At 66.8% G+C, this 26997-nt stretch carries 24 protein-coding genes; 14 read left to right on the forward strand and 10 right to left on the reverse strand.

Features of this window, described 5'->3' with window-relative positions:
• Positions 1-37: 37 nt before the first annotated feature.
• The 6 genes from ttcA to ACO2Q5_RS15930 all read left to right on the forward strand — a co-directional run bounded on the left by ttcA (position 38) and on the right by ACO2Q5_RS15930 (position 7736).
• The gene (ttcA, locus tag ACO2Q5_RS15905; protein WP_423292800.1) at positions 38-916 is read left to right on the forward strand and encodes a tRNA 2-thiocytidine(32) synthetase TtcA; all 879 of its coding nucleotides are present in this window, start codon (positions 38-40) and stop codon (positions 914-916) included.
• A 78-nt stretch (positions 917-994) separates the two neighbouring features.
• A complete protein-coding gene (locus ACO2Q5_RS15910; protein ID WP_423292802.1) occupies positions 995-2524 on the forward strand; it encodes a putative bifunctional diguanylate cyclase/phosphodiesterase in 1530 nt (509 codons plus the stop codon).
• A 279-nt stretch (positions 2525-2803) separates the two neighbouring features.
• On the forward strand, positions 2804-4678 hold the full coding sequence (gene yidC, locus ACO2Q5_RS15915; protein WP_423292804.1) for a membrane protein insertase YidC: 1875 nt from the start codon (positions 2804-2806) through the stop codon (positions 4676-4678).
• Positions 4675-5427, forward strand: a complete 753-nt coding sequence (locus ACO2Q5_RS15920) for an MOSC domain-containing protein (RefSeq protein WP_423292806.1) — start codon at positions 4675-4677, stop codon at positions 5425-5427. Before yidC ends, ACO2Q5_RS15920 begins: the two co-directional genes overlap by 4 nt.
• Complete coding sequence (yihA, locus tag ACO2Q5_RS15925; RefSeq protein ID WP_423292808.1) at positions 5427-6077, forward strand: ribosome biogenesis GTP-binding protein YihA/YsxC; 651 nt, start codon at positions 5427-5429, stop codon at positions 6075-6077. The genes ACO2Q5_RS15920 and yihA overlap by 1 nt, the downstream gene beginning before the upstream one ends.
• An 18-nt stretch (positions 6078-6095) precedes the next feature.
• On the forward strand, positions 6096-7736 hold the full coding sequence (locus ACO2Q5_RS15930; RefSeq protein ID WP_423292810.1) for an MFS transporter: 1641 nt from the start codon (positions 6096-6098) through the stop codon (positions 7734-7736).
• A gap of 44 nt (positions 7737-7780) precedes the next feature.
• Here the strand turns inward: ACO2Q5_RS15930 and ACO2Q5_RS15935 are convergent, their stop codons facing one another.
• Entirely contained in the window at positions 7781-8512 is a 732-nt protein-coding gene (locus ACO2Q5_RS15935) for an SDR family NAD(P)-dependent oxidoreductase (protein ID WP_423292812.1), read from the reverse strand.
• Between the two features lie 138 nt (positions 8513-8650).
• Between ACO2Q5_RS15935 and ACO2Q5_RS15940 the strand changes: the two genes are divergently transcribed.
• A complete protein-coding gene (locus ACO2Q5_RS15940) occupies positions 8651-9004 on the forward strand; it encodes a hypothetical protein (protein WP_423292814.1) in 354 nt (117 codons plus the stop codon).
• Here the strand turns inward: ACO2Q5_RS15940 and ACO2Q5_RS15945 are convergent.
• The 3 genes from ACO2Q5_RS15945 to hemE are packed head-to-tail and all read right to left on the reverse strand — an operon-like array spanning position 9001 to position 11848.
• Positions 9001-9897 (reverse strand): EamA family transporter, encoded by an 897-nt coding sequence (locus ACO2Q5_RS15945; RefSeq protein WP_423292816.1) that lies wholly within the window; start codon positions 9895-9897, stop codon positions 9001-9003. The two genes, ACO2Q5_RS15940 and ACO2Q5_RS15945, sit on opposite strands and share 4 nt — an antisense overlap.
• The gene (locus ACO2Q5_RS15950) at positions 9894-10823 is read right to left on the reverse strand and encodes an SdiA-regulated domain-containing protein (RefSeq protein ID WP_423292818.1); all 930 of its coding nucleotides are present in this window, start codon (positions 10821-10823) and stop codon (positions 9894-9896) included. Before ACO2Q5_RS15950 ends, ACO2Q5_RS15945 begins: the two co-directional genes overlap by 4 nt.
• Complete coding sequence (gene hemE, locus ACO2Q5_RS15955; RefSeq protein WP_423292820.1) at positions 10820-11848, reverse strand: uroporphyrinogen decarboxylase; 1029 nt, start codon at positions 11846-11848, stop codon at positions 10820-10822. Before hemE ends, ACO2Q5_RS15950 begins: the two co-directional genes overlap by 4 nt.
• 125 nt (positions 11849-11973) lie before the next feature.
• Here hemE and hemC point away from each other — a divergent pair, with 125 nt between their 5' ends.
• Together hemC and ACO2Q5_RS15965 are read left to right on the forward strand one after the other, a co-directional pair.
• On the forward strand, positions 11974-12927 hold the full coding sequence (hemC, locus tag ACO2Q5_RS15960) for a hydroxymethylbilane synthase (protein ID WP_423292822.1): 954 nt from the start codon (positions 11974-11976) through the stop codon (positions 12925-12927).
• Between the two features lie 90 nt (positions 12928-13017).
• Positions 13018-13791: a serine/threonine protein phosphatase gene (locus ACO2Q5_RS15965; protein ID WP_423292824.1), complete on the forward strand. Its 774-nt coding sequence runs from the start codon at positions 13018-13020 to the stop codon at positions 13789-13791.
• 19 nt (positions 13792-13810) lie between these two features.
• On the opposite strand, the gene ACO2Q5_RS15970 is transcribed toward ACO2Q5_RS15965, so the two are convergent.
• Positions 13811-16321 carry an ABC transporter permease gene (locus tag ACO2Q5_RS15970; protein ID WP_423292826.1) on the reverse strand — a complete coding sequence of 837 codons (2511 nt, stop codon included), beginning with the start codon at positions 16319-16321 and terminating at the stop codon, positions 13811-13813.
• Entirely contained in the window at positions 16318-16989 is a 672-nt protein-coding gene (locus ACO2Q5_RS15975) for an ABC transporter ATP-binding protein (RefSeq protein WP_423292828.1), read from the reverse strand. Before ACO2Q5_RS15975 ends, ACO2Q5_RS15970 begins: the two co-directional genes overlap by 4 nt.
• Here ACO2Q5_RS15975 and ACO2Q5_RS15980 point away from each other — a divergent pair.
• A complete protein-coding gene (locus ACO2Q5_RS15980; protein WP_423292830.1) occupies positions 16988-17704 on the forward strand; it encodes an arylesterase in 717 nt (238 codons plus the stop codon). The two genes, ACO2Q5_RS15975 and ACO2Q5_RS15980, sit on opposite strands and share 2 nt — an antisense overlap.
• On the opposite strand, the gene ACO2Q5_RS15985 is transcribed toward ACO2Q5_RS15980, so the two are convergent.
• Positions 17705-18349 (reverse strand): YceI family protein, encoded by a 645-nt coding sequence (locus tag ACO2Q5_RS15985; RefSeq protein WP_423292832.1) that lies wholly within the window; start codon positions 18347-18349, stop codon positions 17705-17707.
• Between the two features lie 120 nt (positions 18350-18469).
• Here ACO2Q5_RS15985 and ACO2Q5_RS15990 point away from each other — a divergent pair, with 120 nt between their 5' ends.
• Positions 18470-19876: an FAD-binding oxidoreductase gene (locus ACO2Q5_RS15990; RefSeq protein WP_423292834.1), complete on the forward strand. Its 1407-nt coding sequence runs from the start codon at positions 18470-18472 to the stop codon at positions 19874-19876.
• 46 nt (positions 19877-19922) lie between these two features.
• On the opposite strand, the gene ACO2Q5_RS15995 is transcribed toward ACO2Q5_RS15990, so the two are convergent.
• From ACO2Q5_RS15995 to ACO2Q5_RS16005, 3 genes are read right to left on the reverse strand one after another with little or no spacing between them, the layout of a single operon-like run.
• A complete protein-coding gene (locus ACO2Q5_RS15995; protein WP_423292836.1) occupies positions 19923-20573 on the reverse strand; it encodes a hypothetical protein in 651 nt (216 codons plus the stop codon).
• Positions 20574-20588: 15 nt separating this feature from the next.
• The gene (locus tag ACO2Q5_RS16000; protein WP_423292838.1) at positions 20589-22733 is read right to left on the reverse strand and encodes a caspase family protein; all 2145 of its coding nucleotides are present in this window, start codon (positions 22731-22733) and stop codon (positions 20589-20591) included.
• A gap of 14 nt (positions 22734-22747) precedes the next feature.
• A complete protein-coding gene (locus ACO2Q5_RS16005; protein ID WP_423292840.1) occupies positions 22748-23350 on the reverse strand; it encodes a hypothetical protein in 603 nt (200 codons plus the stop codon).
• Positions 23351-23522: 172 nt separating this feature from the next.
• On the opposite strand from ACO2Q5_RS16005, the gene ACO2Q5_RS16010 reads away from it, so the two are divergent.
• The 3 genes from ACO2Q5_RS16010 to ACO2Q5_RS16020 are packed head-to-tail and all read left to right on the forward strand — an operon-like array spanning position 23523 to position 26997.
• Positions 23523-24878: a trypsin-like peptidase domain-containing protein gene (locus ACO2Q5_RS16010; protein ID WP_423292842.1), complete on the forward strand. Its 1356-nt coding sequence runs from the start codon at positions 23523-23525 to the stop codon at positions 24876-24878.
• Between the two features lie 35 nt (positions 24879-24913).
• Positions 24914-25615, forward strand: coding sequence for a response regulator transcription factor (locus tag ACO2Q5_RS16015; RefSeq protein WP_423292844.1), 702 nt, complete (start codon positions 24914-24916; stop codon positions 25613-25615).
• Positions 25612-26997, forward strand: coding sequence for an ATP-binding protein (locus tag ACO2Q5_RS16020; protein ID WP_423292846.1), 1386 nt, complete (start codon positions 25612-25614; stop codon positions 26995-26997). The genes ACO2Q5_RS16015 and ACO2Q5_RS16020 overlap by 4 nt, the downstream gene beginning before the upstream one ends.

Here is a 26997-nt window from a genome sequence, read left to right on the forward strand (position 1 = left end):
GCCGGGTTTAGGCGCGCCCCATCCTGAAAGGTGGCCCATGCTGGACGACGAGCTCTCCGACGACATCCATCCCCTGTTCCACGGGGCGCCGAAATCGACCGAGTTCCGCAAGCTGCGCAAGCGGCTGGTGCTGAATGTGCGCGAGGCGATCGACACCTATGGCATGGTCCGCCCGGGCGACCGCTGGCTGGTCTGCCTCTCGGGCGGGAAGGACAGCTATACGCTTCTGGCGGTGCTGACCGAGCTGAAATGGCGCGGGCTGCTGCCGGTGGAGTTGCTGGCCTGCAACCTGGATCAGGGCCAGCCCGGCTTTCCGGCGACCGTCCTGCCGGAGTTTCTGACCCGGATGGGGGTGGAGCACCGGATCGAATATCAGGATACCTATTCGGTCGTGACCTCCAAGATCAAACCCGGCGGCACGATGTGCAGCCTGTGTTCGCGTCTGCGGCGGGGGAACCTTTACCGCATCGCGCGCGAGGAGGGGTGTTCGACCGTGGTGCTGGGCCATCACCGCGACGATATTCTTGAGACCTTCTTCATGAACCTCTTCCACGGCGGAAGGCTGGCCACCATGCCGCCGCGACTGGTGAATGAAGAGGGCGACCTGTTCCTTGCCCGCCCGCTGGCCTTTGTGGCCGAGGCGGATTGTGACCGGTTCGCGCGGGCGATGAACTACCCGATCATTCCCTGCGATCTCTGCGGCTCTCAGGAAGGATTGCAGCGGGCGCAGGTGAAAAAGCTGCTGGACGACTGGGAGGTCCGCACCCCCGGCCGCCGTCAGGTGATGTTCCGCGCGCTGATGAATGTGCGTCCCAGCCATCTGGCGGACCCAGGGCTTTTTGATTTCGCAGGGCTGATGCTGGGCGCGTCCGGGGCAATTGAAGAAAATTCTAGGCAACTTCTGATCCCGGATTAAGGAAGCCATCACCTCCTTCGGTCTTTCCTGCCGCTGTAAGACGGCTCAGCACGCCCCCGCGGGCGAAAGGCAGGAAAGATGGCCCGGTCCGGTGTTACCCTCTTCTGGCGCAGGCTGGTTTCCGTTCTGGGCTGGGTCCGACGGCCGGAATTTCTGGTCTTCCTGCCTGCCATCACGCTGGCGGGTTTCTGGACCGGGGGGGAAAGGGTGCTCCTCCTGCTTTCCATCGGCCTGCCGCTGCTCTTCGCCCTGACCGGGTCAGAGCTGCGGCGCCCGGCCGAAGGGGGCGAAGATGGCAGCATGACCGAACGCGCGATCCGGATGATGGATCAGGCCCTGGCCGTGGTAGGCGAAACCGGGCGCAACACCGCCTGTCTGATCGTGCAGTTCGACGATCTGGAGCGGCTTCTGGCCCATCACGGCCGCGCCGCACAGGCAGAGGTCATCGCCCGGTCGGCCGACCGCATCCGCGGCGTGTTGCGGGTGGGGGATCATGTCGTGCATCTGCATGGCGGCACCATCGCTCTCGCGCTGACACCGGTGCGCCGGCTGGATCTGGAATCCATGGTGCAGCTGGGCGCCCGGCTGCAGGCCGCCGTGGCAGAGCCTGTGTCGCTTGGCGGGGCGCATGTCTATATCACCTGCTCGGTCGGCTTCTGCATCGGGGGTCGTGCGCCCCAGTTCAGCGGCCGCGCGCTTCTGGATGCCGCGCAGGCCGCCGCGGATGAGGCCCTGCGCTGCGGGCCGTGCGGATTGCGCGCCTGGTCCCCCGATCTGAGCCGCCAGCGCGAGGCGCAGATCGCCCTGCGCGACGGGCTGGAGGCCGCAATCGAACGTGGCGAGATCATCCCCTTCTTCCAGCCGCAAATTTCCACCGACACCGGAGAGCTTTCGGGGTTCGAGGCCTTGGCCCGCTGGAATCACCCGGAACGCGGCATCGTGCCCCCGTCCGAATTCCTGCCCGCGGTCGAGGATTGCGATCTGTCCGACCGTCTGGGAGAGGCGATGCTGCAGCAATCGCTGGCTGCCCTGGCCGAATGGGACCGGGCGGGGCTGCGGGTGCCCTCGGTCTCGGTCAATTTTTCCGCTTCGGAACTGCGCAACCCCCATCTGCCGGAACGAATCCGGTGGGAGCTGGACCGGATGGAGCTGAAGCCGCAGCGCCTGACCATCGAGATTCTGGAAACCGTGATTGCGGCGGCCGAAAATGACGTGGTCGCCTCGAATATCGCCCAGCTTGCCGCCATGGGCTGCGGTGTGGATCTGGATGATTTCGGCACCGGCCATGCTTCGATCCTGACGATCCGCCGTTTCGTGGTGCGCAGGCTGAAGATCGACCGCAGCTTTGTGACCCGGGTGGATCAGGACCGCGAACAGCAGCGCATGGTCTCGGCCATACTGTCGCTGGCGGAACGTCTGGGGCTGGACACGCTGGCCGAAGGGGTGGAGACGGCAGGCGAACACGCCATCCTGTCGCAGCTTGGCTGCGGTCATGTGCAGGGTTTCGGTCTTGCCCGGCCCATGCCGATGGAAGAGGCCAGCCAGTGGATCAGCCGCCACAATGCCCGGACCGAGCGCATCCCCCGCATCGGCCTGCGCGGGATCTAGGCAAGGCGCGGCAAGATCGAGATACCCCGCCGCGGGAGGGGCAGCCATTCCGCAGCTGCGGTTCAGGAGCCTGTTTCCCGTCCGGCCGGGCCGCCTCGGGTGGGGCCATTGCGGGTTGCACCCCGGCAGGGCGGGATGGCCGCGGGGGCGGTTGTCAGCCTGCCATTGGGCGGCAGCGCAAAGGCCCGTGCCACTGATCACGGCGAAACCGCTTGACCTTTCGCGCCCCCTTCTGTTGAAGACCGCTGATCCCTTTCCCAGCCTCGGCGGTTTTCGCAGATGGACGACAACAACAACAAGAACCTGATCCTGGCCACGGTTCTGAGCTTTCTGGTCATTCTGGTCTGGTTCGTGCTTTTCCCGCCGCCCGAGCCTGCACCTGCGCCCGACACGTCGGAGCTGACGCTGCCGGCACAGCCCGCCGCCCCCGCCACCGCGGAAGGCAGCACGGGCACCGTGGCCGATGCGGAACCGGCAGCCGCGCGCCTGACGGTAGATACGCCCAGCCTTGAAGGCTCGGTCTCGCTGCGCGGTGGCCGGATCGACGATATCTCGCTGAAAACCTATCGCGAAACGCTGGACCCCAACTCGCCCATCGTGCGCCTTCTATCCCCTGCGGGAGAGCCGGAGGCCTTCTATGCGCTGTTCGGCTGGTCGCCCACCGGATCGCTGACGGCGGCGGATGTGCCGGGACCGCGGACGGAATGGACCCAGGTCGAAGGCGGCACGCTGGCGCCCGGCGCGCCCGTCGCGTTGCAATGGGACAACGGCAAGGGGCTGGTCTTTACCCGCCGCATCGCCGTGGATGAAAAATTCATGTTCACGGTGACCGACTCGGTCGTGAACACCTCGGGCGGCGATGTCGCGTTGGCGCCCTATGCCCAGATTGCCCGTCACGGCATCCCGAGCGATCTGCAGAAGATCTTCGTCGTGCATGAGGGCGTGATCTCGCAGGCGGACGGCACCCGGCAGGAGCATGACTATAGCGACGTCAAGGACCTGACCGTGGTCGAGCGGGAACAGAACCCCGCCGAGGTGATCGAGGCCAAGACCGATGGCTGGATCGGCTTTACCGACCATTACTGGATGGCCGTGCTGGTGCCCGAACAGGGCAAACCCTTCACCCAGGTGACGAAATATGTCGCATCGGCCGACATCTTCCAGACCGAGGTGCGTCAGCCGCTGATGACAGTGGCCGCGGGCCAGACCGCCACGACTGAGACCCGCTTCTTCGCGGGCGCCAAGGAATGGGCGACGATCCGCGATTACGAAAACGATCCGGGCTTCATCTCGGGCCTGTTCGGCACCAAAGCCAATCCGGATGAGGCGCCGATCCCGGGCTTCATCAACTCGATCGACTGGGGCTGGTTCTACTTCCTGACGAAGCCGATCTTCGCCATGCTGCACTGGATCCACGGCGCCATCGGCAATATGGGCCTTGCGATCATCGCGCTGACCTTCGTGCTGAAGATCATCGTGCTGCCGCTGGCTTATAAATCCTATGTCTCGATGGCGCGGATGAAGGAACTGCAGCCCGAGATGGAGGCGATCAAGGAACGCGCCGCGGGCGACAGCCAGAAGCTGCAGAAGGAAATGATGCAGCTTTACCGCGACCGGAAGGTGAATCCGGCGGCGGGCTGCCTGCCGATCCTGATCCAGATCCCGATCTTCTTCAGCCTCTACAAGGTGATCTTCGTCACCATCGAACTGCGGCACGCGCCGTTCTTCGGCTGGCTGAAGGACCTGTCGGCGCCCGATCCTTCGTCGCTGTATAACCTGTTCGGCCTGCTGCCGTGGGATGCGCCGATGCCGGGCACCGTGCTGCATCTGATCTTCATCGGCATCCTGCCGATCATCCTTGGCATCACCATGTGGCTGCAGCAGAAGCTGAACCCGGCGCCCGCCGATCCGGTTCAGGCCTCTATCTTCGCCTGGATGCCCTGGGTCTTCATGTTCATGCTGGGTGGCTTTGCCTCGGGTCTGGTGGTTTACTGGATCACGAACAACCTGATCACCTTCAGCCAGCAATACATCATCATGCGCAGCCACGGGCACAAGCCGGACCTGTTCGGCAACATCCGCAAGGGGTTCCGCAAGAAAGAGGCGGCCGCGGCGGCGAATGTGAACAAGCCCCCGGCCGGAAAGAAGAAATGACCGGAACGCTGGCGCATATCTTCCGCCATCCGATCAAGGCCCACGGACGCGAGGAACTCGCGTCCGTTGTGCTTTCGGCGGGGCGCGCGTTGCCGTGGGACAGGCATTGGGCGGTGGCGCATGACCTGTCGAAATTCGATCCCGCCGCACCGGGCTGGGCACCCTGCGTCAACTTTCAGCGTGCGGCCCGGACGCCCGCGCTGATGGCGATCTCAGCCCGCTTTGATGACGAGACGGGGCAGATCACCCTGACCCACCCGAACCTGCCCGACCTGACCTTCGATCCCGAGACCGAGGGCCAGCGGCTGATCGACTGGGTGGCCCCGATCAGCCCGCAGGCGCGGTTCCGCCCGGTGGCGCTGGTGCGGGCACCTGACCGGGCCATGACGGACAGCGCCTATCCCAGTGTCTCGATCAAGAACCTCGCTTCCAATGCGGCGCTTGGTGCGAAGATGAAGCGGGACCTGTCGATCCACCGCTGGCGCGGCAATCTTTGGCTGGACGGGTTCCAGCCGTGGGAGGAAATGCGCTGGATCGGCCGCCGGCTGCGGATCGGCGGCGCGGTGCTGGAAATCCGCGAGCGGGTGGGGCGGTGCCGGGCCACCATGTCAAACCCCGAGACGGGGGTGGTGGACTGCGACACGCTGGATGCGCTGATGGAGACGGTCGGCGTGCAGGATTTCGGCGTCTTCGGGGTGGTGGTCGAATCCGGCCCGGTGGCCCGGGGCGACAAGGTGGAGTTTCTCTGATGGCGATGACCTTTACCCTTGCCCCCGAGGCTGCGGACGACGCGCGCGAGGCGGGCCGCCTGTTGTTCGCAGGGCCGGTCGACTTCGTGAAGGGCGTGACGGCCATGGCCGCGCTGCCCCCGGCGGACCGGGTGGAGGTCTGCTTTGCCGGGCGGTCCAATGTCGGCAAATCCAGCCTGATCAACGCGCTGACCAACCGCAAGAACCTGGCCCGTGCCTCGAACACGCCGGGCCGGACGCAGGAGATCAACTTCTTCGCGCTTGGTGAGGCCCGCTATATCGTCGACCTTCCCGGCTATGGCTTTGCCGAGGCGCCGGTGGCCATCGTGGCCAAGTGGCAGGCGCTGCTGAAGCAGTATCTGCAGGGCCGCCAGACCCTGCGCCGCGCCTTTGTCCTGATCGACATGCGCCATGGCGTGAAATCGGTGGATCAGGAGATCATGGATCTGCTGGACAAATCCGCGGTCACGTTCCAGGTGGTGATGACCAAGGCCGACAAGGTGAACCTTGCCACGCGCGAGGCGAATATCGCCCAGACGATGGAAGCCTTGCAGAAACACCCCGCCGCCTATCCCGAAATCGTTGTGACCAGTTCCGAAAAGGGCGAGGGGATCGAGACCCTGCGCGCCCTGATCGCCACGCTGGAGTAACGCAGAGGCGCGAAAGCGATGCCAAGCCCCCCCGCCAGCCAGTCCGTCCTGTCGCCGCTGCGCTATCCGAATTTCCGGCTGATCTGGACCGCGACCCTGGTCGCCAATCTGGGAACCCTTGTGCAGGGCGTGGGGGCGGCCTGGGCCATGGCGGAACTGACCCCGTCCGAGGCGATGGTGGCCATGGTGCAGGCCTCGACCACATTGCCCATCATGGTGCTGGCGATGGTGGCCGGTGCGGTGGCCGACAATTTCGACCGCCGGAAGGTGATGCTGGCCGCGCAGACCTTCATGGCGCTGGTCTCCGGTGTGCTGGCCGTGCTGGCATGGGCTGGGGTGCTGGGGCCGTGGGGGCTGTTGTCCTTCACCTTTCTGCTGGGGCTCGGCTCGGCCATGCACCTGCCGTCCTGGCAGGCGTCCATGCGCGATCTTGTCCCGCGGGAGGATCTGCCCACGGCGGTCACGCTGAATTCCATGAGCTTCAACCTCATGCGGTCGGTCGGCCCGGCGCTTGGCGGGTTGATCGTGGCGGCGGCGGGTCCGGCGGCGGCCTTCGGGCTGAACGCCTTGTCCTATCTGGCTGTGATCTACGCGCTCCTGCGTTGGCAGTCACCCAAGGAGGACCGCAGCCTTCCGGCCGAGAAGCTGGGCAGCGCGGTCTGGGCCGGGCTGCGCTATGTCTCGCTGTCGCCCAATCTGGTGCGGGTGATGACGCGGGGCTTTCTGTTCGGTCTGGCAGCGGTGGCGGTGCTGGCCCTGCTGCCCGTGGTCACCCGTGACCGGATGGACGGGGGCGCCACCACCTTCGGCCTGATGCTGGGGGTCTTCGGGCTGGGGGCCATCGCCGGGGCGGTGGCCACGCCGCAAATCCGCCGCGTGGCCCGGATCGAGACCATCGTCGCCGTCTCGTTCCTGGGGTTCGCGCTTGGCTCGGTCATCCTGGGCCTCGCGCAATCGGTTCTGATGGCGGTGCCCGGGCTTCTGATGGCGGGGGCGGCATGGGTGCTGGCGCTGTCGCATTTCAACGTATCCACCCAGCTTGCCACCCCCCGCTGGGTGGTGGGGCGGGTTCTCGCGCTCTATCAGACGCTGACCTTCGGCGGCATGGCCGTGGGCGCCTGGCTCTGGGGCGCGGTGTCAGAGGTCTCTTCCGTGCCGGGTGCATTGTTTGCGGCGGCGGCGCTGCTCGTTGCGGGGGCGGTCCTGGGCTTCGTGCTGCCGATGCCGGATCTGTCGGACGCCAACCTTGACCCGGTCAACCGCTTCAACGCGCCGGCGCTGCGGCTGGACCTGAAGCCGCGGTCGGGGCCGATCATGGTGATGATCGACTGGGACATACCGCCGGAAAACACCAATGCCTTTCTGGCCCTGATGGGCGAGCGGCGGCGCATAAGGCGGCGGGACGGGGCCAGTCAGTGGGTGCTGCTGCGCGATCTGGAAAATCCCGACATCTGGGTCGAAAGCTATCATGTGGCGACATGGACGGATTACATCCGCCACAACCAGCGCCGCACGCACCGCGATTCCGAGAATTACGACCGGCTGTTCGTGCTGAACCGCGATCCCGCCGGGCCGCGGGTGCACCGGATGATCGAACGTCACATCGTGCCGGAAAGCGACGACCTGCCGGTCATCCCCCGCACGGACGAACCGCATTAGCCTGCGATCCTCACACGAGTCGAACGGGCCGGGGGCGCCACCTCCTAGACGTGCTGGGCGCCGTTCACCTCGATCTCGGCGCCGGAGATATAGCTCGACTGGTCCGAACACAGGAACCAGATCACATCGGCCACCTCCGAGGGCTGCCCCAGCCGCTGCATCGGCAGCTTTTCCACGATCTTCTCGGTGCCGGGCGACAGGATCGAGGTTTCCACCTCGCCCGGTGCGATGGCGTTGACGCGCACCCCCAAGGGACCGAAGTCATGCGCCATTTCCCGGGTCAGTGCCGCCAGCGCCGCCTTTGACGTGGAATAGGCCGCACCCGCAAAGGGATGGACCCGGCTTCCCGCGATCGAGGTGACATTGACGATGCTGCCCTTTGCCGCGGCCAGCTCGTCCTTCAGCCCGCGCGCAAGGATGACGCTGGCGAAGAAGTTCACATGGAACACATGGCCCCAGGTCCGCAGGTCGGTGTCCAGCGTATTCAGCCGCTTGCCGCCCGGCCCCTTGGGGCTGATCCCGGCATTGTTGACCAGTGCGTGAACCTTGCCGTCGACCTTGGCCTTGATCGTCTCGATGGCGGCGATGGTCATGTTCGGATCGGCAAGGTCGATCTCGATATGGTTCGCCTCGCCACCCGGCCAGGGGCAACGCGGATCGAACGGCTGGCGTGAGCAGGTCAGTACCCGCCATCCCTCGCGTGAGAAGCGTTTGACGGTGGCATGGCCGATCCCGCGGGAGGCGCCGGTCAGGACGACGGTCTTCTGTTCGGACATGGCGCGCACCCTGCTGATTCGGCGGTCAGATGGCCCATGCCTAGCATTCCGCCGCGGTGGCTGCATCCGTCGCGCGGGGCTTGACCCCGGCGCGCGGCTGCGCTTGGTGCCTTGGGCACAGAACCAGTGGAGTACCCCATGGCCGACATCACCGTCAAAGCCGCCTATGCCTCGGTCGTCGAGGATGAGGGCCAGTTGTTCGTGGGCTTTGCCGAGGGCGAGGAGGAGGATGAGCCTTACATCCTGTTCCGCCAGCCGCTGGAGGGCGGGCCGGTCTGGTTCGAGGTTTCAGACGAGAGCCTGGGCGGCGAGGATGTGGTCGAGACGGTGACGCTGGGGCCGAAGGGGCTGGAGATCGCGATTACCGCCGCCGGGGCCGCGCGGGTGGGCTGGGCACGCCGTGTTAACGTGCGAATCGGTGCCGCGACCGAGGGCGCGGAGGAGGCACTGGCGGCGCTGCGCGGGATGCTGGGCGCGCGTTTCGCGGGTTAGCCCGCCAACAGCAGCACCGCCACCCCCGCCAGCAGCACGGCGATCCCGGCCAGTTGCCGCCGGGTGACGCTTTGGCGGAAATGCCAGCGCGACAGCATCAACGCGAAGATCACCTCGCTCAGCGCGACGGTGCGGACATGGGCGGCACTGGCCAGCGCAAAGGACAGGAACCAGCAGGCCGAGGCGGCGGCGCCCAAGGCCCCGGCCGACAGCGAAGGGCGCCATGCGGCAAGGCTGCCCCGCAGGGCCGGTCGGTTGAAGGCCAGCATCCACAGCATCAGCGTGGCGCTCTGGATCGCCAGCGCGATGACCAGGACGGTCAGCGCCCGGATCAGGCTGTCACCCTCGCCCAGGGCCACTATGCCGCCGCGGAAACCGATGGCCGACAGGCCGAAGAACGCCCCCGCCAGAAGGCCAAGCGCTGCGGGCCGCAACTGCGCCAGCTGGTCCAGCGTCATGCCGGGGCGGAGCGACAGGATCAGCACCCCCGCGACTGCGACGCCGATGCCCAGCAGCATGGCGGGCGTCAGCGGATCGCCCAGCACGGCCCAGCCGATCAGCGCGACGATCACCGGTTCCCCCTTCAGCCAGGCGGTCGAGATGCCGAAGCCGTTGGTTTTCATCACGAACAGCATCAGCGCCGTGGCGGCGATCTGCGCCCAACCGCCGAAGGCGGCCCAGAGGATCACCGTCAGATCCGGCCGGGGCAGGGGCTGGCCCGTCACCGCCACGGCCAGCAGCAGAAAGGCTGCGGCAAAGGGCAGGCCGAACAGGAACCGCACCTGGGTGGCGCCGATGGTGCCGATCCGCGCGGTCAGACCGCTTTGCGTGGCATTGCGCAGCGTTTGCAGGGCAGCCCCTGTCAGCGCGATCAGCGGCCAGAGCATGGTCATTCCGCCCCCTTTGCCCAAAGCGCGGGCGTGCTGCGGTCAAAACGGTAGAACAGGTTCGGCTCGGACACGAGGTAGAGCGCCCCGTCCGGCCCGATGGCCAGACCTTCGGCCTGCGGCACATCACGGGTCAGACCGTGCCAGCCCGCCCAAAGCGGCATGATGCTGACCGGGGCGCCATCGGGCGCATATTCCACCACGGCCGAGGTCAGGTCGCTGAGCAGAACCAGATTGCCGGTGGCGTCATGGGCCGAGAGCGACGACAGATCGGCCGCGAAATGGCCGGTCCGTTCCCGCGGTCGCCATTCCCGCACCGTCACATCAAGGCCCGCGCCCTTTAGCGTCTTGTCCAGCCCCTCAAGGATCAGCACCCGCACCGGCCACATCTCCTGCGCGACCAGAAGCTGGCCCCGCGCCTGATCCCAGGTCACCCCTTCAAAGCCCATATTGCCGAAGGCGCCGAAGTTCAGCGTCAGCTGTGGCGTGCCCTCCAGAGGCAGGGTTGTAGTGGCGGGCGTGATCTCAACCCAGTTCAGCCGTTGCAGTCCCTCATCCGCGATGACGAAGGTTGGGCCCGCGACATGGGTGATGCCCTCGGGATCCTCGGCCCCTTCCAGCGGGATCAGCCGCATCAGCTGCCCCTGGGGTGAGATTTCGGCCACGGCGGGCGGGCGGTTGATGACAGCGAACAGCGTGCCGGTATCGGGGCTGAAGGTCAGGCCGGAGGCATTGTCCGAAAGCCCGATGATCGGCCGGGCCTCGATCGTGGCGCTGTAATAGGGCAGCCACAGGCCGCGGTCCTGCCAGTCCTGGGCGGCAGAGCGCATCGCCCAGAAATGCAGCCCCAGCCCGAAAAGCCCGGACAGCCAAAGCCATCCGGCCGCCACGGCCAGTGCCGCGCCCGCGCCCCACAGGAGCCGGTGTTTCATCCCCCGCGGACCGCGTCGATCATCCGGGCCACGTTGTCCGGGCTGGCATCCGGCGTGATGCCATGGCCAAGGTTGAAGATATGCGGGCCGCCACGGAATGCCTGCACCACGCGGCGGGTTTCGCGGATCAGATCCTCGCCGCCGGTGACAAGGTGATGCGGCGCAAGGTTGCCCTGCACGCAGCCATCCTTCTGCACATTCTCCGCCGCCCATTCCGGCGTCACGGAATTGTCCACCGCCACGCAATCGGCCCCCGTGGTGCGGGCAAAGCCGATGTAGCCGTCCCCTGCCTCCCGCGGGAAGGCGATGACCGGCACCTGCGGGTGGCGGACCTTCAGCGCGGCGATGATGCGGGCGGCGGGGGCGACGGCGAAATCGGTGAAATCCTGTCCGTGCAGGCTTCCGGCCCAGCTGTCGAACAGCTTAACCACTTCGGCCCCGGCCTCGATCTGGGCGGACAGATACAGGATCGTCGCCTCGGTGATCTTGTCGATCAGCGCCTGAAACGTTGCGCGGTCCTGCGATTTCAGCGCATGGGCGCCGGCCTGTTCGTCCTTGCCGCGCCCGGCGATCATATAGGTGGCCACCGTCCACGGCGCCCCGGCAAAGCCGATCAGCGTCGTCTCCTTCGGCAGTTCGCGCGACAGGATGCGCAGGGTTTCATAAACCGGGGCCAGCGTTTCATGCACGGCCTCGGCCGGGCGCAGGGCGGCCACCTGCGCGGGCGTGGTCGTTGTCTCCATCCGGGGACCTTCACCGGTCTCAAACCACAGTTTGGGGCCAAGCGCCTGCGGCAACAGCAGGATGTCGGCAAACAGGATCGCTGCGTCAAAGCCGTAGCGGCGGATCGGCTGCAGCGTCACCTCGGCCGCCAGATCGGGCGTATAGCAGAGTGAGAGGAAATCCCCCGCCTGCGCCCGCGTCGCGCGGTATTCCGGCAGATAGCGCCCGGCCTGCCGCATCATCCAGACAGGGGGCACGGGCAGGGTTTCGCCCGCAAGGGCGCGCAGCATCAGTTTGGTCATGCCGGTCTCCGTCTTCTGCGGCCTTTCGGGGTGCGGCCCTGCCTTGCGCGGCTGCGACGGCATGTCAAGGTGCCGCCCGGTCGCCAAACCGTTGAACGGCGGCTTTGTCGCGGGTAAACGGGGGCATGACATCCGATCTGCCCCCCCGCGACCTTCCCGCATCCGACCGGCCGTTGAAGATCGGCACCCGCGGCTCTCCGCTGGCTTTGTGGCAGGCGCATGAGGTGCGCCGCCAGCTGATGGCGGCCTTTTCCCTGCCGGAAGAAGCGTTCGAGACGGTGGTGATCAAGGTCACCGGCGACCAGATCCAGGACAAGGCCCTGCGCGAGATCGGGGGCAAGGGGCTGTTCACGCGCGAGATCGAAGAGGCGCTTCTGGCGGGCGAGATCGACATTGCCGTTCATTCGATGAAGGACATGCCCACGGTGCAGCCCGCCGGTCTGGTGCTGGATTGCTATCTGCCGCGGGCCGATGTGCGCGACGGGTTTGTCAGCCCGCATTACGGTTCCATCGCGGAACTGCCGCAGGGGGCGACGGTCGGCTCCTCCAGCCTGCGGCGGCGGGCACAGCTGGCGCTGCGGCGCCCCGATCTGAAGCTGGTGGAGTTCCGCGGCAATGTGCAGACCCGGATGAGGAAGCTGGAGGAGGGCGTGGCCGATGCCACCTTCCTGGCCATGGCGGGGCTGATCCGGCTGGGGATGGCGGATGTGGCGCGTTCGGCCATCGCACCCGAAGAGATGCTTCCCGCCGTGGCCCAGGGCGCCATCGGGGTCGAACGGCGGGCCGACGATCCGCGCGTGCAGGCGATGCTGGCGCGCATCCATGACCGCGACACCGGGCTGCGGTTGGCGGCGGAGCGGGCCTTCCTTCTGCGGCTGGACGGGTCGTGCCAGACGCCGATTGCCGGTCTGGCAATGGTCGAAGGCGATACGCTCTGGCTGCGGGGTGAATTGCTGCGCCCGGACGGCACCGGCGCTGTGGCCGATCATATCCGCGGTCCGGTGGCGGAAGGCGCCGCTTTGGGCGAAGCGCTGGCGCTGCGGCTGCTGGAGCGGGCAGGGCCGGGCTTCTTCGGCTGATTTTCCGCCGCAACGGGCGGCGTCGCGCCGGCGTGATCGTGCTGTGCTTACAAAACCGATGGCCGGGCGTTACATGGAACGGATCTTCCGTTGTCGCGTTGCAAGGCCGTGCCGCCCGAACCCGTTCCCCCTGAGCCCACCTCTGATGACCTGACCCGAACCGTCCGCGCCGCGCTGGATGGCCCGGTGGAGCGTATCCGCCCGCTGACCCTGCGCGACGGGCGGCGGTTCTGGCTGAAGCGGGTGGAGAAGATGGGTCTGTTCCTGCGGTTGCAGAAGGGCGATCCCGAACGCCAGTTCCGCGCCGAACGGGCGGGGCTTCAGGCCATGTCCGAGGCGGGCATGCCGGTGCCCGAGGTGGCGATGGAAGGCCCCGGTTTCATGGTGCTGGCCGATCGCGGCCCGTCACTCATGACGCTGGTGTCCGATGCCGGGTTTTCGGAGGCCGACCGTCTGGCCGGGTTCCGTGCGGCGGGAAAGGCATTGGCGCTGCTGCACTGGGCGGGGCTGTCGCATGGCCGTCCGGCGGTCAGAGACATCTGCTGGGACGGGCGGCAGGCCACGTTTATCGACCTTGAGAATTTCTCGCGCAAAAGGCGCGGCGGGTTCTGGCAGGCGCGCGACATTCTGGTCTTTGTTCACAGCGCCGAAGTGCAGTGGCCGCAGGACGGCCGCTGGGTCGATGCGGCGCTGGAGGCCTATGCCGCACAGGCGCCGGAGGGGGCGATGGATCGCGCGGTCCGGCTGGCGCGGCAGCTGGCGCCGCTGGGATGGCTGGCGCGGCTTGCACTGCGGCTGAAGCCGAAAAGCCGCAACCTGCGGGCCATTCCGCTGACTCTGGCGCGGATGCGCGGCCGGGCCTGATCTCTCAACCCTGTATCGGTCAGTCCTGCGCGCGCAGGATGCGGGCGGGGCGTGCGGCCAGCGGACGGGCCGCGAACATCAGCCCTGCGGCAACGGTCGCCGCCACGCCGCCCAGCACGATGCCCAGGGCCGAGACCGGCTCGAACCTGTAGGTGGTTTCCATGACGAAGGTCATGACCGCCCATCCCGCGATACCGCCCGCCACCACGGCCACCATGCCCGCCGCCGCCCCCATCAGGGCCGCACGCAGGGCAAAGCTGCCCAGAATGCGCCGCCGTGTGGCGCCCAGAACCTTCATCAGGGCCGATTCGTAGCTGCGGGCACGCTCGCCTGCCGCCGCAGCGCCGATCAGCACGGCAAAGCCGGTGACCAGCGTTCCGGCGGCGGCCCAGGCGGTGGCTGTGGCGATGGCGGACAGGGCCTCGCTCACCCGGTCGATGGTTTCGCCCACCCGGATCGCGGTGATGTTCGGCCATGTCTTCGACACTTCAGTCAGGATCGCCGCCTCTGCCTCGGGCGGGGCGTAGACGGTGGCAATGTGGGTGTGCGGCGCCCCGCGCAGGGCGGCGGCGTTCATCACCATGACAAAGCCCATGCCGCCGGTGGAGAAATCCACCTCCCGGAACGAGGTGAGGGTGGCGGTGATGTCGCGGCCCAGAATGTTCGTGGTGATGGTATCGCCCAGCTTCAGCCCGATCTCTGCGGCCTCGGTCTGGCCAAAGCTGACCTGTGGCGCGCCGGTGTAACCTTCGCCCCACCAGTCTCCGGCCACGATCTTGGTCCCCTCGGGCAGGGAATCGGCATAGCTGACGCCGCGGTCGCCGCGCACGACCCAATGGTCGCCCGCCACCTCTCGCGCCGGTTTGCCGTTGATCTGCGTGATCACCCCCCGCAACATGGGAGAGCTTTCGCGCCGTGTGACGGCGGGATTGCCGTCCATCAGCGCAAGAAACGGGTCGATCTGGTCTGGCTGGATGTCCACGAAGAAAAAGGCGGGCGCGCGGGTCGGCAGGTCACGGTCGATGGCCGCGCGCAGATTGGCGTCGATCTGGCCCACGGCGGCCAGCACGGAAAGGCCAAGGCCAAGGGACAGGACGACCGGCACCACCTCGGACCCCGGGCCGCCGATTGCGGCCAGTGCCGCGCGCAGGGCAGGGCGTCCGCGCCCCGCGCCGGACCGCGCGAGCCGCCGTGCGCCCCAGCGAAGGGCCAGCGCCGCCAGCGCCAGCACGGCCAGTGCGGCCATGACCCCGAATGCCGCACCAAGCGCCAGTTCAGGCAGGCCCGAGGCCCACACCACCACGGTCAGCAGCACCACGACCAGTCCCAAAAGCGTGGCGATCCAGCGTTTGCGGGGCCAGACCCGGCCGGTCGCCCCGCGATAAAGTGCGGCGGCGCGGGTCCGTTCGGCCCGGGCCAGCGGCAGGAGGGTGAAGATCAGTGCCGTCATCGCGCCGTAGAACCCGGCCTCGGCCAGTGCCCGCGGTGACAGGCCGATCTCGGCCGGGAAGGGCAGCGACGCCTCGATCACCGGGGCCAGCAGTGCGGGCAGCCCCGCGCCCAAAGCAAGCCCCGCGGCAATGCCCACGGCGGCCAGTGCGGCGATCTGGATCAGAAATGTGCGGAAGATCAGCCCGGATGAGGCGCCCAGCGTCTTCAGCGTGGCGATGGTCGCCGTCTTGCCGTCCAGCCATGCCCGCACCGCGGCCGAGATGCCGACGCCGCCCACGGCCAGCCCGGCCAGCCCGACCAGCACCAGAAAGCTGCCGATGTTGGTGACGAAGCGGTCGATCCCCGGCGCGGCATTGCGGCTGTCGCGCCAGCGCAGGCCCTTGTCGCGGAACTGGCCTTCGGCCTCGGCCTTCAGGGCGGCCAGATCGGCGCCGGGGGGCAGGGCGAGGCGGTATTTTGTTTCATAGAGCGAGCCGGGCACCAGCAGGCCGGATTGCGCCAGATCCGCCGTCCGCACCACGGTGCGCGGGCCCAGCAGGAAGCCAGCCGCCGCACTGTCCGGTTCACGTAGCAGCGCCGCGGTCAGGCGGAACACCTGCGTGCCCAGACGAAAGGTGTCGCCCGGTTCCAGCCCCAGCCGCGCGATCAGCACCGGGTCCATCACCGCGCCGGGCAGGCCGTCCACCGTGGCCAGCGCCTGATCCAGCGGGATTGCGGGGTCCAGCACCGGCGCGCCGTAAAGCGGCCAGAGGTCATCCACCGCCTTCACCTGCGTCAGCGCGGAATCGCCTTCGATCACCGCCATGGACCGGAAATCCGCGATGCCAGAGGTGCGCGTGGCGATGCGGTCCATGAAGGCCAGTTCGTCCGCATCGGCGAAACGATAGGTGAATTCCATCTCGGCATCGCCGCCCAGAAGCGTGGCGCCCTGATCGGCCAGCGCCCCCTGGATCGAGGCGCGCAGCGTGCCCACGGCGGCAATCGCCGCCACGCCAAGCGCCAGGCAGATCAGGAACACGCGGAATCCGGCGATGCCGCCGCGCAATTCCCGGCGGGCGATGCGGAAGGCAAGGCTCATGCCGCCACCATCCCGTCGGCCAGCCGCACGATGCGATCACAGCGTTCCGCCAGTTCGGGCGCGTGGGTCACAAGGACCAGCGTGGCGCCGTGCCGGTCGCGCAGCGCAAAGATCAGATCCATGATCGCGGCGCCATTCGCGCTGTCGAGATTACCCGTGGGCTCATCCGCCAAAAGAAGCGCAGGCCGCGGCGCGGTCGCGCGGGCCAAAGCCACCCGCTGCTGTTCGCCGCCCGAAAGCTGCGCCGGATAATGGTCGTGCCGGTGCGCCAGCCCGACGGCGGCCAGTTCCTCCTGCGCGCGGGGGAAGGCATCGGCCACACCGGCCAGTTCCAGCGGCAGCGCCACGTTTTCCAGCGCGGTCATGGTGGGGATCAGATGGAACGACTGGAACACCACACCCATCCGGCCCCGGCGAAACGCGGCCAGCCCGTCTTCGTCCAGCGTGGTCAGATCCTGCCCCAGAACCTCGACCCGGCCGCCGGTTGCACGTTCCAGCCCGCCCATCAGCATCAGAAGCGAAGACTTGCCAGAGCCGGAGGGGCCGATCATGCCGACCGTCTCACCCCGGTTGACCTTCATCGAGATGCCTTTCAGGATTTCGACGGGTCCGGCATTGCCCTGAAGGGTCAGGCGGACATCGGAAAGCGAAAGGACGGCCTCGGGCATGCGGGATTTCCTGAAACGAACGGTTCAGATCGGATATGGCGCAATCCGGGCCGGGCGCAACCTCACGTTTGCGTTTGTCTTTTCCGCGGCGGGCTTTTCCGGGGCCGCGCGCGCAGAGCCTGTGCAGATCGTGGCTTTGGGCGACAGCCTGACCGCCGGCTATGGCCTGAACGAAGGCGAGGGGCTGGTGCCGCAGCTGCAGCTCTGGCTGGACGGGCAGGGGGCCGAGGCGGTGGTGCAGAATGCCGGTGTCTCGGGCGATACCACGGCCGGGGGGCTGGCGCGGGTGGATTGGGCGCTTGGCCCCGATGCGGATGCGCTGATCGTTACTTTGGGCGGGAATGACATGCTGCGCGGCCTGCCGCCGGAGGAGGTGCGGCGCAACCTTTCCGCCATTCTGGAGGTGGCGGCGGGGCGCGGTCTGCCGGTTCTGCTGGTGCCGATGAAGGCGCCGTCGAACTGGGGCGCGGATTACAAGACCGCCTTTGATGCGATCTATCCCGAGCTTGCGGCCGAGACCGGCGCGATTCTGGCGCCGGAGTTCTTTTCCGGGCTGATGGCAGAAGGCGCGGACCCGTCCGATCCCGCGTCCATGGGGGCATGGATGCAGGCCGACGGCATCCACCCGAACGCCCAAGGGGTGAAGCTGATCGTGGCGGCGCTTGGCCCTGCGGTGCTGGAGCTGATCGCCGCGGCGCAGGACGGGGCGCCCTGATCAGGGTTTCGGTGCGTCGGGGTTTGAAAACTCTGCCTCGATGAACACCTGAACCTCATCCCCCACGCCCAGCGGCATCTCGGGGGTGGGGATCCCCACGCTCAGCCCGAAGTCAGACCGTTTCAGCGTGGCTTTGGCCGAAAATCCGGCCCGTGCGCCACCCGGGTCCAGCGGCATATGGCCCCATCCGCCATTGTATGTCACCTGCAGCACCACCGGCTTTGTCACCCCGCGCAGGGTCAGGTCGCCCGTCACATCGGCGGTCTTCTCGCCGGTCAGCGCCACCGCGGTCGAGGTGAAGGTGATCTGCGGGAACTGCGCCGCATCCAGAAAATCCGGCCCGGCCAGCTGTGCGTTGAAGTCATAGCTGTCGTCCGGGTAGAACGTCTCCAGCGAGGTGGCGTCGATGCTGGCCGTGACCTTCATCTCCTCGGGCGCGTCCGGGTCGAAGGTCAGCGTGGCATCCCAGCGAGTGAAGGGCGCCATGAAATTGGAGAAGCCCAGATGGTCGATCTGGAACCACAACTTTCCATGGGCGCGGTCCAGAACGTAGGTCCCGGCGGGCGGGCTGCCCAGATCGGACAGGTCCTGCGCGGCCAGAGGCGTGGCCAGAAGGGCGGCGGCAAGGAAAGCGGAGCGGAACATCACGGCACCTATTGTTAGCATATGTGCTAACTGTTGATCGGATGACCCGGAGTGTCAACCCCGATCTGGCCCTTCTGCGGCGGCCCGGCTAGGCTCCGCCCGAATGAGGGAGTGGCGGCGATGGACCTTCTGCAGGAACTGGCCGGGATTGTCGGCGCAGAGCATGTGCTGACCGGCGACGATACCGCGCGCTATGCGACGGACTGGATGCGCCACTATCACGGTGCGCCTTTGTCGGTGGTGCGGCCCGCCTCCACCGCCGAGGTCTCGGCCTGTGTCCGTGCCGCGGCGGCGGCCCGGGTGCCTGTCGTCCCGGTTTCTGGCAACACCGGGCTGGTCGGCGGCACGATGACCACGGGCGGGCTGATGATTGCGCTGGACCGGATGAACCGCATCCGCGCCCTGCGCCCCGACGCGCGGCTGGTCATTGCCGAGGCGGGCGTGATCCTGCAGACCATCCATGATGCGGTGGAGCCGGTGGGCCTCTATTTCCCGTTGTGGTTCGGCGCCCGCGGCTCGGCCATGCTGGGCGGCGCTTTGTCCACCAATGCGGGCGGCTCCAACGTGCTGCGTTATGGTTCGACCCGGGGCCTGTGTCTGGGGCTGGAGGTGGTGCTGCCCGACGGGCGCGTGCTGAACCTGATGAGCGAGCTGCACAAGGACAATTCCGGCTATGATCTGAAGCAGCTGTTCATCGGGGCAGAGGGGACCTTGGGCATCATCACCGCCGCGGTGATGAAACTGGTGCCGAAGCCCTTGGCCTATGCGACGGCGGTGGTGTCGGCCCGGTCGCTGCCCGCGGCGCTGCCGCTCTTGAACCGGATGCAGGCGGCGACGGGAGGTCGGGTGGAGGCGTTTGAGTTCATGCCCGCCAGCTATTCCCGCCGTCTGGCCGAGGTGCGGCCCGATCTGGGCCTGCCCTTTGCGGAGATCCCCGAAGTCTCGATCCTGATCGAGGCGGCAACGACCGTGGCGGAAGAGGCCACGCCCGGCCCGGATGGGCAGGTGCCGCTGGCCGCCCGGCTGGAGGCGGTGCTGGCGGGCATGCTGGAGGAGGGGCTGATCGAGGATGCGGTCGTCGCCACATCGGAGGCGCAGCGTCGCCGCATGTGGGAAAGGCGCGAGGCGGCGGCGGAAATCTGCCTTGGCCTGCTGCCCTATGTCGATACCGACATCTGCCTGCCGCTGGACCGGGTGGAGACCTTCGTGACCACGGCAGAGGCGCGGTTGCAGGCGCTGGACCCCGGGCTGCGCAGCCTGATCGTGGCGCATCTGGGCGACGGTAACCTGCATTACACCCTGTTCCCCACCCGTGCGGATCCCGTCCTGGAAGATGCCGTGCGAGAGACGGTGGAGGATGTGGTGGCGGAACTGGGCGGCAGCTTCAGCGCCGAACACGGGATCGGCCTGTCGAAGCTGCCCTCGATGCGGCGGCGCAAGGACCCTGTGGCGCTGGATGTGATGCGGGCGGTCAAGGCCGCGCTGGACCCGGGAGGGGTGATGAACCCGGGCAAGGTCATCCCCTGACTACTTGGAGCGGGCTGAACTCCAAATTGACGCGAATGCGTGGGACTTACAGACCTCGAATGTAGGGGCGGAGCATTTCCCAAAAAGTCATTGGAGTAGCGATCTGTAGGTTAATTTTCTTCAGAATAGTATCTGCCTGTTTAGGTAGCTTCTTCTCAATTGTTAGGAAGATGTCGCACTGAGTAGCAGCAGCCTCTACCAATAATTTCCTATCTTTTTGGCTGATACTTCCGAACAAGGGATTACACATGATTGATGCCATGCTTGCAGCTTCTTGCTCAGGAGGTTTCTCCGACAAGCACATATCGGTGTGTTCGAGCACTTCCCTAGCGTATCTACTGCGATGAAAATCATTGGCGGCATCGATTTCTGCAAGTGATGCAGGTGAGACTACCCAATCGAAATGTGCTCGATCATCAAACAGAAATATGTCACGCAGACTTTCAAGGATCAGCGCGCCATCAGGTCGCATTATCACCTGAGGCGCTTTGCCAAGCGCGTAATCTTCCACTCGTGGTAGGTCATCTTCCCCAAATACATAGCCTCCGCATTCTTCGATGGCTTGGAAAGTACCTGTATCCAAGTAAACGCGATATGCCAAGGAGCCTCCTCGTTCAGCCATGCCCAAGAAATTGGCTTCTTTTTGGAAAGTATGCTCAAGAGATGAAGTGCTTTCGGCAAAACCGAAAGCACGCATAGGCCGTTCGACGCTTCACTCCGCGCGGGTGCGGACCTCGATCTGCAGGATCATCGGTCCCGGCCCGGCCTCGGTCCCGCCGTCATCCAGCCCGATGGCCCCGCGGGTGGTCTGGCCGAAACCGGCCTCGTCCAGCATCGCATCCAGACCCTGGCCTGCCTCGGGGACGATGGCCCGCACGGCATCCTGCGCCAGATAGCTCAGGTCCTCCACCTTGCTGTGTTCCTTTGCCGGGGTGACGACGACGAACATCCGTTCCTGCCCCAGCGAGCTGTCCGATATCTTGAACAGACCCTTCTTCAGCTCATCCCCGGGCTGCAGGCGGCCGGCATACCAATGGGTGATGGAATAATCCGACCCGATGTAGAGCACGTTCACATCCACCGGCACATCCATGTTGTTGCGGGCCAGCACATGGACCTGATCGTCGGGCACCAGAACCGGAACCTCGGTGGCCGACAGCCCGCGGAGCGTGGTTTCATCCCCGCCCTTCGTCTGCATCTCGACCTCGACATCCAGATTGCCCGGCCCCATGGCGGCGCCCAGCTTCATCAGGTTCAGCACCTTGGCCATGGCGGCCAGCGTATCGGCGGTGTCGGTGACCAGCGCCTTGTCCGTCACACCCGCAATGTCGATGGTGGGTGTGGTCGTTACATCCTCAATCAGGCCGGTGCCGGGCAGGATCCACAGTGCATCGAAGGCGGGGCGCTTGTCGTCCTGCATGGCATCGCGCGCGGATTTCTGTTCCGGGGACAACATATCCTCGGTCACGCTGGCAAGGATCAGATCCGCCTCGGCCCCCGGGGCCACGAAATTCAGCCGCGGGCCGGCCTCAAGCTTGACGTCCTCCAGAACGGCCAGCAGGGCATCGGCAGGCACGCTGCCCGGTTCGGGCAGAGCCACCGTCAGCGAAAAGTCGATGCTCGCCTCCAGCCGTCGCAGGAACAGGCCTTTCGGCAATTCGGCCGGAAGGGTCATCCCGTCCTTTTCAACCGGGGCAGCGGTGGCGGTGAAGGTGTCCAGCGACGTGATCTTCACATAGCCCAGGGCCTTGTCGGTCGTATCCGCCGCCGTGGGCATCACCGCCAGTTCATCGCCAAGCGCCAGCCCGTGGAGCGAGCCTGCGGGGATGGTGAAGGTGCTGCCCTCCACCGTGGCGGCCCATTGCGCCACCCGTTCGCCGGGCTCGGCGCCGAAGACGGTGGCGTCAAGATTGCCCTCGAAAAGAGGCGTGGATTTGGCCAGATTGCCCACGGCATATTTGCGCAGAACCTCCTGCGCGATCTGGCCATAGGTGGCGGCCGGAAATTCGGCCAGCGTCTCGAACAAAGTATAGGTGAACACGCCCTGCGACTTGCGGTCCGGAGAGCCCTTGGGCATCCGCTTCTCCGGCGTCACTTCGGTCGTCTGGGCGGCATAGAAGGCGATCAGCGCGCCCATGCCTTCGCCCTGCGCGGCCTGCGATTCGTCAGCCTGATCCATCGGCACCTCGGCCGCGGGGGCAGAGCCGCCGACGGCGCGGGTGGTCGCCGGAGCGTCCGGAATGCCCAGTTCGGCAATCACCTCATCGGGCAGCTGCCGCATCATCACCTCTTCGTCATCGGCGGTGACGGCGCGGGTTGCGGTGCCGGAATGGCAGCTGTCGAACACCACCCAGACATCGGCGCCCTTGGCGCGCAGCCCGTCGATCAGCGCGCCGATCTCGTCATCGACCAGCGCATTTTCGACCACGCCCACGGTGTTGTTCCATTTGCCGATATCCACCGGCAGGAACAGCTCGTCCAGGCCGTCCAGTTCGGAATCGGGGTCCTTCGCCGGGGCCTGCGTCCCGTGGCCCGAGAAATGCAGATAGACGAAATCCCCCTTCTCGACCGTTGCCTCCAGCTCGGCAAAGGCGGCGCGGATATTGGCCAGCGTGGCGGGATCATAGCCTTCGTCATCGGTCAGCACGGTCACGTTTTCCGGGGCGAAGGGAACCGGTGCCTCGGTCAGAAGATAGGTGCTGACCAGCGTGGCATCGTTCTTCGGTCCCTTGAGCCACCATTTCTCGGCCAGATTCTGGTATTCGCTGGCGGCAACGATCAGGGCGTGGTTCTCGCGCGCGAAGGCGGGCAGGGCGAGAAGCGAAAGTGCAGAGGTGAAAAGGAGATTGCGCAGCATTTCGGGCCTCATGATCAATTGGTCATCAATGTATATTCGGATGCGGCAGGGCTGTCCGCCTGAACGGTCACGGTAAAACTGCCGTCGGCGGCCGGTGTCCAGGTGCAATAGCCGACATGCAGCCCTTCGGTGTCAGCGCAGATCAGGTTTCCGCGCTCATCGCGGACGGACAGGTTCAGATCGGTGCCAAGTGCGGCCTCGACATAGACCTCGGCATATTCGCCGCCCTTGAAATCCAGCGAAAGGCTGTGATCCATCACCCCGGGCGTTAGGGCCGTGATGCGGTAGACCGGGCCGGTGGACACGCCCTTCGGCGCTTCGGCGGCGATGTCGTCGGCCAAAGCCTGCAACGCGCTGTCATCCGCGATCAGCGGCTCCGCCGCGGCCAGCATCGCCTGCCAGTCCAGCGGCAGATCCGCCTCGCCTTCGGCCGGTCGAAGATCAAGATCCTTGCGCAGCCGGGCTGCGGTCAGGATCAGCAGGGCATCGCCCGTCGCAAGACCGCGGGCATAAAGCTCGGCCGAAATCGCGGCCTGCCGCAGGGGCGCCGGGCCTTCCGCCGCGGCGGGAAGCGCTGCGGCAGCCAGAAGGAAAAGGATCGGAAGCGAAAGGCGCATGGACGGAGTCCGGGGTCGGGTTGCGGAATGACCGAAAGATGCGGCCGGGCCATCGGCCTGTAAATGCACAATTTCCCGATGACGGGATTTGTCATGTGACGTTCAGGGGGGTGCCTCCTTACCTTCCGGAGCATCAGGCAATGAAGCCAGGGAACATAACAATATGCTTTCGATGACGACGATTCTTCACGCCGCCCGACTCAGGCTGACCGCATTTTCGGTAACGGGCCTTCTGGTGGCATCGGGGCTTTGTGCCGCCCCGGCCGCAGCCGATACCGCCGTTCTGGAATCCACGATGGACGCCGTTCTGGTCGTCCGCTCCAACGACGCGGAGGATACGTTTCTCGGCTCCGCCTTCCTTTGGGGCGAGGTGGCCGAAGTGGCCGTGACCAACGCCCATGTGGTGGGCGAGGCCGAGGAGGTCCGGCTGATCGACCGCCACGGCAATGAAGAAGTGGGGGAGGTCATCGCCATCGACGCGGTGCGCGACGTGGCCGTCATCGCGCTTGCGGATCGCGGCACTCCGCGCCGCGGGCTGGTTCCGGCCGAGGCGGCGGCGACGCTGGGGCAGGAGGTCTATGCCCTTGGCGCACCTTTGGGCATCGAATTCACCCTGACCGAAGGGCTGGTGTCCTCGACGGCGCGGCAGGTGCAGATCACCGTGCCGATGACCCTGCTGCAGCATGATGCCGCGGTGAACCCCGGCTCTTCCGGCGGGCCGCTGGTCGATGCCGAAGGACGGCTTCTGGGCATGAACAGCCGGATTGCCGACGGCAGCCGCATGTTCGTGGGCATCGCCTATGCCATTCCGGCGGGCGATCTGGACCGGATCGTGACCGGGCTGATCGACGAGACGCTGACCCCTTTCCCGAAGCTCGGTCTTTCGGCCCGCTCGGTGGACCGCAAGGTGGCCGAGGCGCTGGACGTGACGGCCGCGGGCCTTCTGGTCGACAATACCGCGCCGGGCAGCCTTGCCGCGGCGGCGGGTCTGGCTGCGGGCGATATTATCCTTGCCGTCGATGGCGGGGCGCTGGCGCAGGCGGGGGATTTCGTCTTCGCGGTCGAGCGGGCGCTTGACAGCGGCAAGGCCGTTCTGACCGTTCTGCGCGACGGGGCCGAGGTGGAACTGGTGATGGATTTCGCCCCCGTTCTGGCCGAAGAGGCAGACGGCGGGCTGCGCATCCGCGACCTGTCGGGGATGACCACCGAACCGGCCAAGGTGAAAAGCTACCGCCTTGGCGCGCTTGGCATCGTGCTGGGCGAAGAGGGCGCGGTGACCGATGTCACGCTGAACTCTCCGGCGCTGTCGGCGGGGCTGGTCAAGGGGGACCGCATCCTGTCGGTCAACGGCCAGACCATGGACACGGCCGCGTTGGCGGCGCTGGAGATCACCGGCCCCGCGCTGGTTCTGGTGCAGGCCCCGGGCGGCCAGACCCGGCATATCTACCTTGATCCCTGGGGTTCGGCCGATGGGGTTCGTCCGCTGGGCGGCGCGAATGTGCTTGACCCCGCGGTCGTGGTGTTCTGAACCTGTGACCTGATCCGAAAGGCCGAAGAACCGCCATGACCGACCGTATCCTGATCATTGAAGACGATCCCGACATAGCCGCCGCCGTGACCGCCGAGGTCGAGGCGCTTGGCTGTGCCGCCACGCACCGCGACACGCTGGAGGCCGGGATCGACGAGGCGGTGGCGGGCGATTACCGCGTCATCGTGCTGGACCGGATGCTGCCGGGCGGCGACGGGGTCGAGGGGATGGCCCGCATCCGGGCGGGCGGCAGCCGCGCGATGATCCTGATCCTCTCGGCCCTTGGCCGCGCGGCCAACCGGGTCGAGGGGCTGGAGAAAGGGGCGGATGACTATCTGCCCAAACCTTTCGAGGCCGAGGAGCTGCGCGCCCGCCTGCGCGCGCTGCTGCGGCGGGGCACGGTGCAGGTCGCCGACAACGATCTTCTGGCCTTCGGCGATCTGGAGATCCGGCTGAAGGCCCGCACCGTGCATGTGAAGCGCACCCATGTCGCCGTCAGCCCGAAGGAATTTGAACTGATCACCTATTTCGCCCGCAATGCCGGGCAGGTGGTCACCCGGATGCAGCTTCTGGAAAACGTCTGGAACCTGCATTTCGACCCGGGCACCAATGTGGTGGACGTGCATGTCGGCCGTCTGCGCCGCAAGCTGGAGGAGGCGGGCTCGCCTGCGATCCAGACCTCGCGCGGGGAAGGCTATATCTTCGCGCCCCTCCCCGCTGCCGGGGCACAGGGGTGACGGCAGGACGCGGCGGCGCACGGCTGAAGGACGAGCGCCCGATCCGCGCCCGCACCACCTGGCGGCTGGCCGCGCAGATGGCCTGTGCCGTGGCGCTTCTGTCGCTGGTGGCGATGGGGTTGCAATACCGCCTGGTCGGCCAGCGCCTGACCGAGGCGCAAAGGTCGCTGCTGGCGGCCGATCTGGGCGGGCTGGCCGCGCTTTATGAACAGCGCCGGATCATCGCTTTGCGGCAGGCGATAGAATACCGCGCCGCCGCCGGCAGTGCGGAGGAGATGTTCCTGCTGACCGACCGTCAGGGCAGGGTGCTGGCCGGCACGCTGGACGCCCTGCCCGCCGGCGTTGCCGCAGCCGGAGAGGGGTTCGCCCCGGACCCCGCACAGGAGGTGGTGCTGGACGGCACCCGCTGGCTTCTGGTGGTGCGTGAATTGCCCGGCGGATTTCCCCTGCTGGTGGGGCGGTCGCTGGCGCCGGTCGATGATACGCTCGCCGCGCTGCGCCGGGGCATGCTGGGGCTGGTCGCCGTTCTGCTGGGGGCGGGGGCCGCTTTGGGCTGGCTGTCGGCGCGGCAGGTGATGGGCCGGATCGGGCGGATCAATGATCTGGCCGACCGGGTGGCTGCGGGCGATCTGGACGCCCGCCTGCCGGGCGCCCGCAGCACGGATGAATTCGGCCTTCTGGAAACCCATGTCCATGCCATGCTGGACCGGATCGCCAATCTGAACCGTGCCACGCACCGCCTGTCCGACACGATCGCGCATGAGATGCGCACCCCCCTGAACCGGATGCTGCGCAAGCTGGACCAGATTCAGGGGCAGGAAGATGTGGCGGGCGAGGTCAGGGCCGAGATGCGGCAGGCGATCCGCGTCTTCGATTCTCTGCTGGATATCTCGCGGGCCGAGGCGGATCAGGGCACCGGCGGCGGGCTGGTGCCGGTCGACCTGTCGGCGGTCGCCTCCGAGATGTGGGAGCTTTATGAAGCTCTGGCCGAAGACAAGGGCCTGATCCCGGAGGCGCGGATCGAACCGGGGCTGGTGGTGCTGGGCGACCGCAACCTTCTGGCGCAGGTCATCGCCAATCTTCTGGACAATGCGATCAAATATTGTGGCCCGGGCGACAATCTGCGGCTGGTGGCCAAAGGCGGCACCAATCCGGTCCTCAGGGTGGAAGACAGCGGCCCCGGCCTGCCCCCCGGCATGGGCGAAGAGGTGTTCGACCGCTTCACCCGGGCCGAGCGGGACCGCGACCGTGGCATCAAGGGCCATGGCCTCGGCCTCGCCCTTGTCCGCGCCATCGCGCTGCGCCACGGCGCGCGGCTGTCGCTGCCCCGCGCCACAAAGGGTCTGACGGTGGAAATCGCCTTCCCGAAAAGCCCCTCCTGA

The sequence above is a fragment of the Neotabrizicola sp. VNH66 genome (genome assembly GCF_049445895.1).
In the GTDB taxonomy this organism is placed as follows: Bacteria; Pseudomonadota; Alphaproteobacteria; order Rhodobacterales; family Rhodobacteraceae; genus Pseudogemmobacter.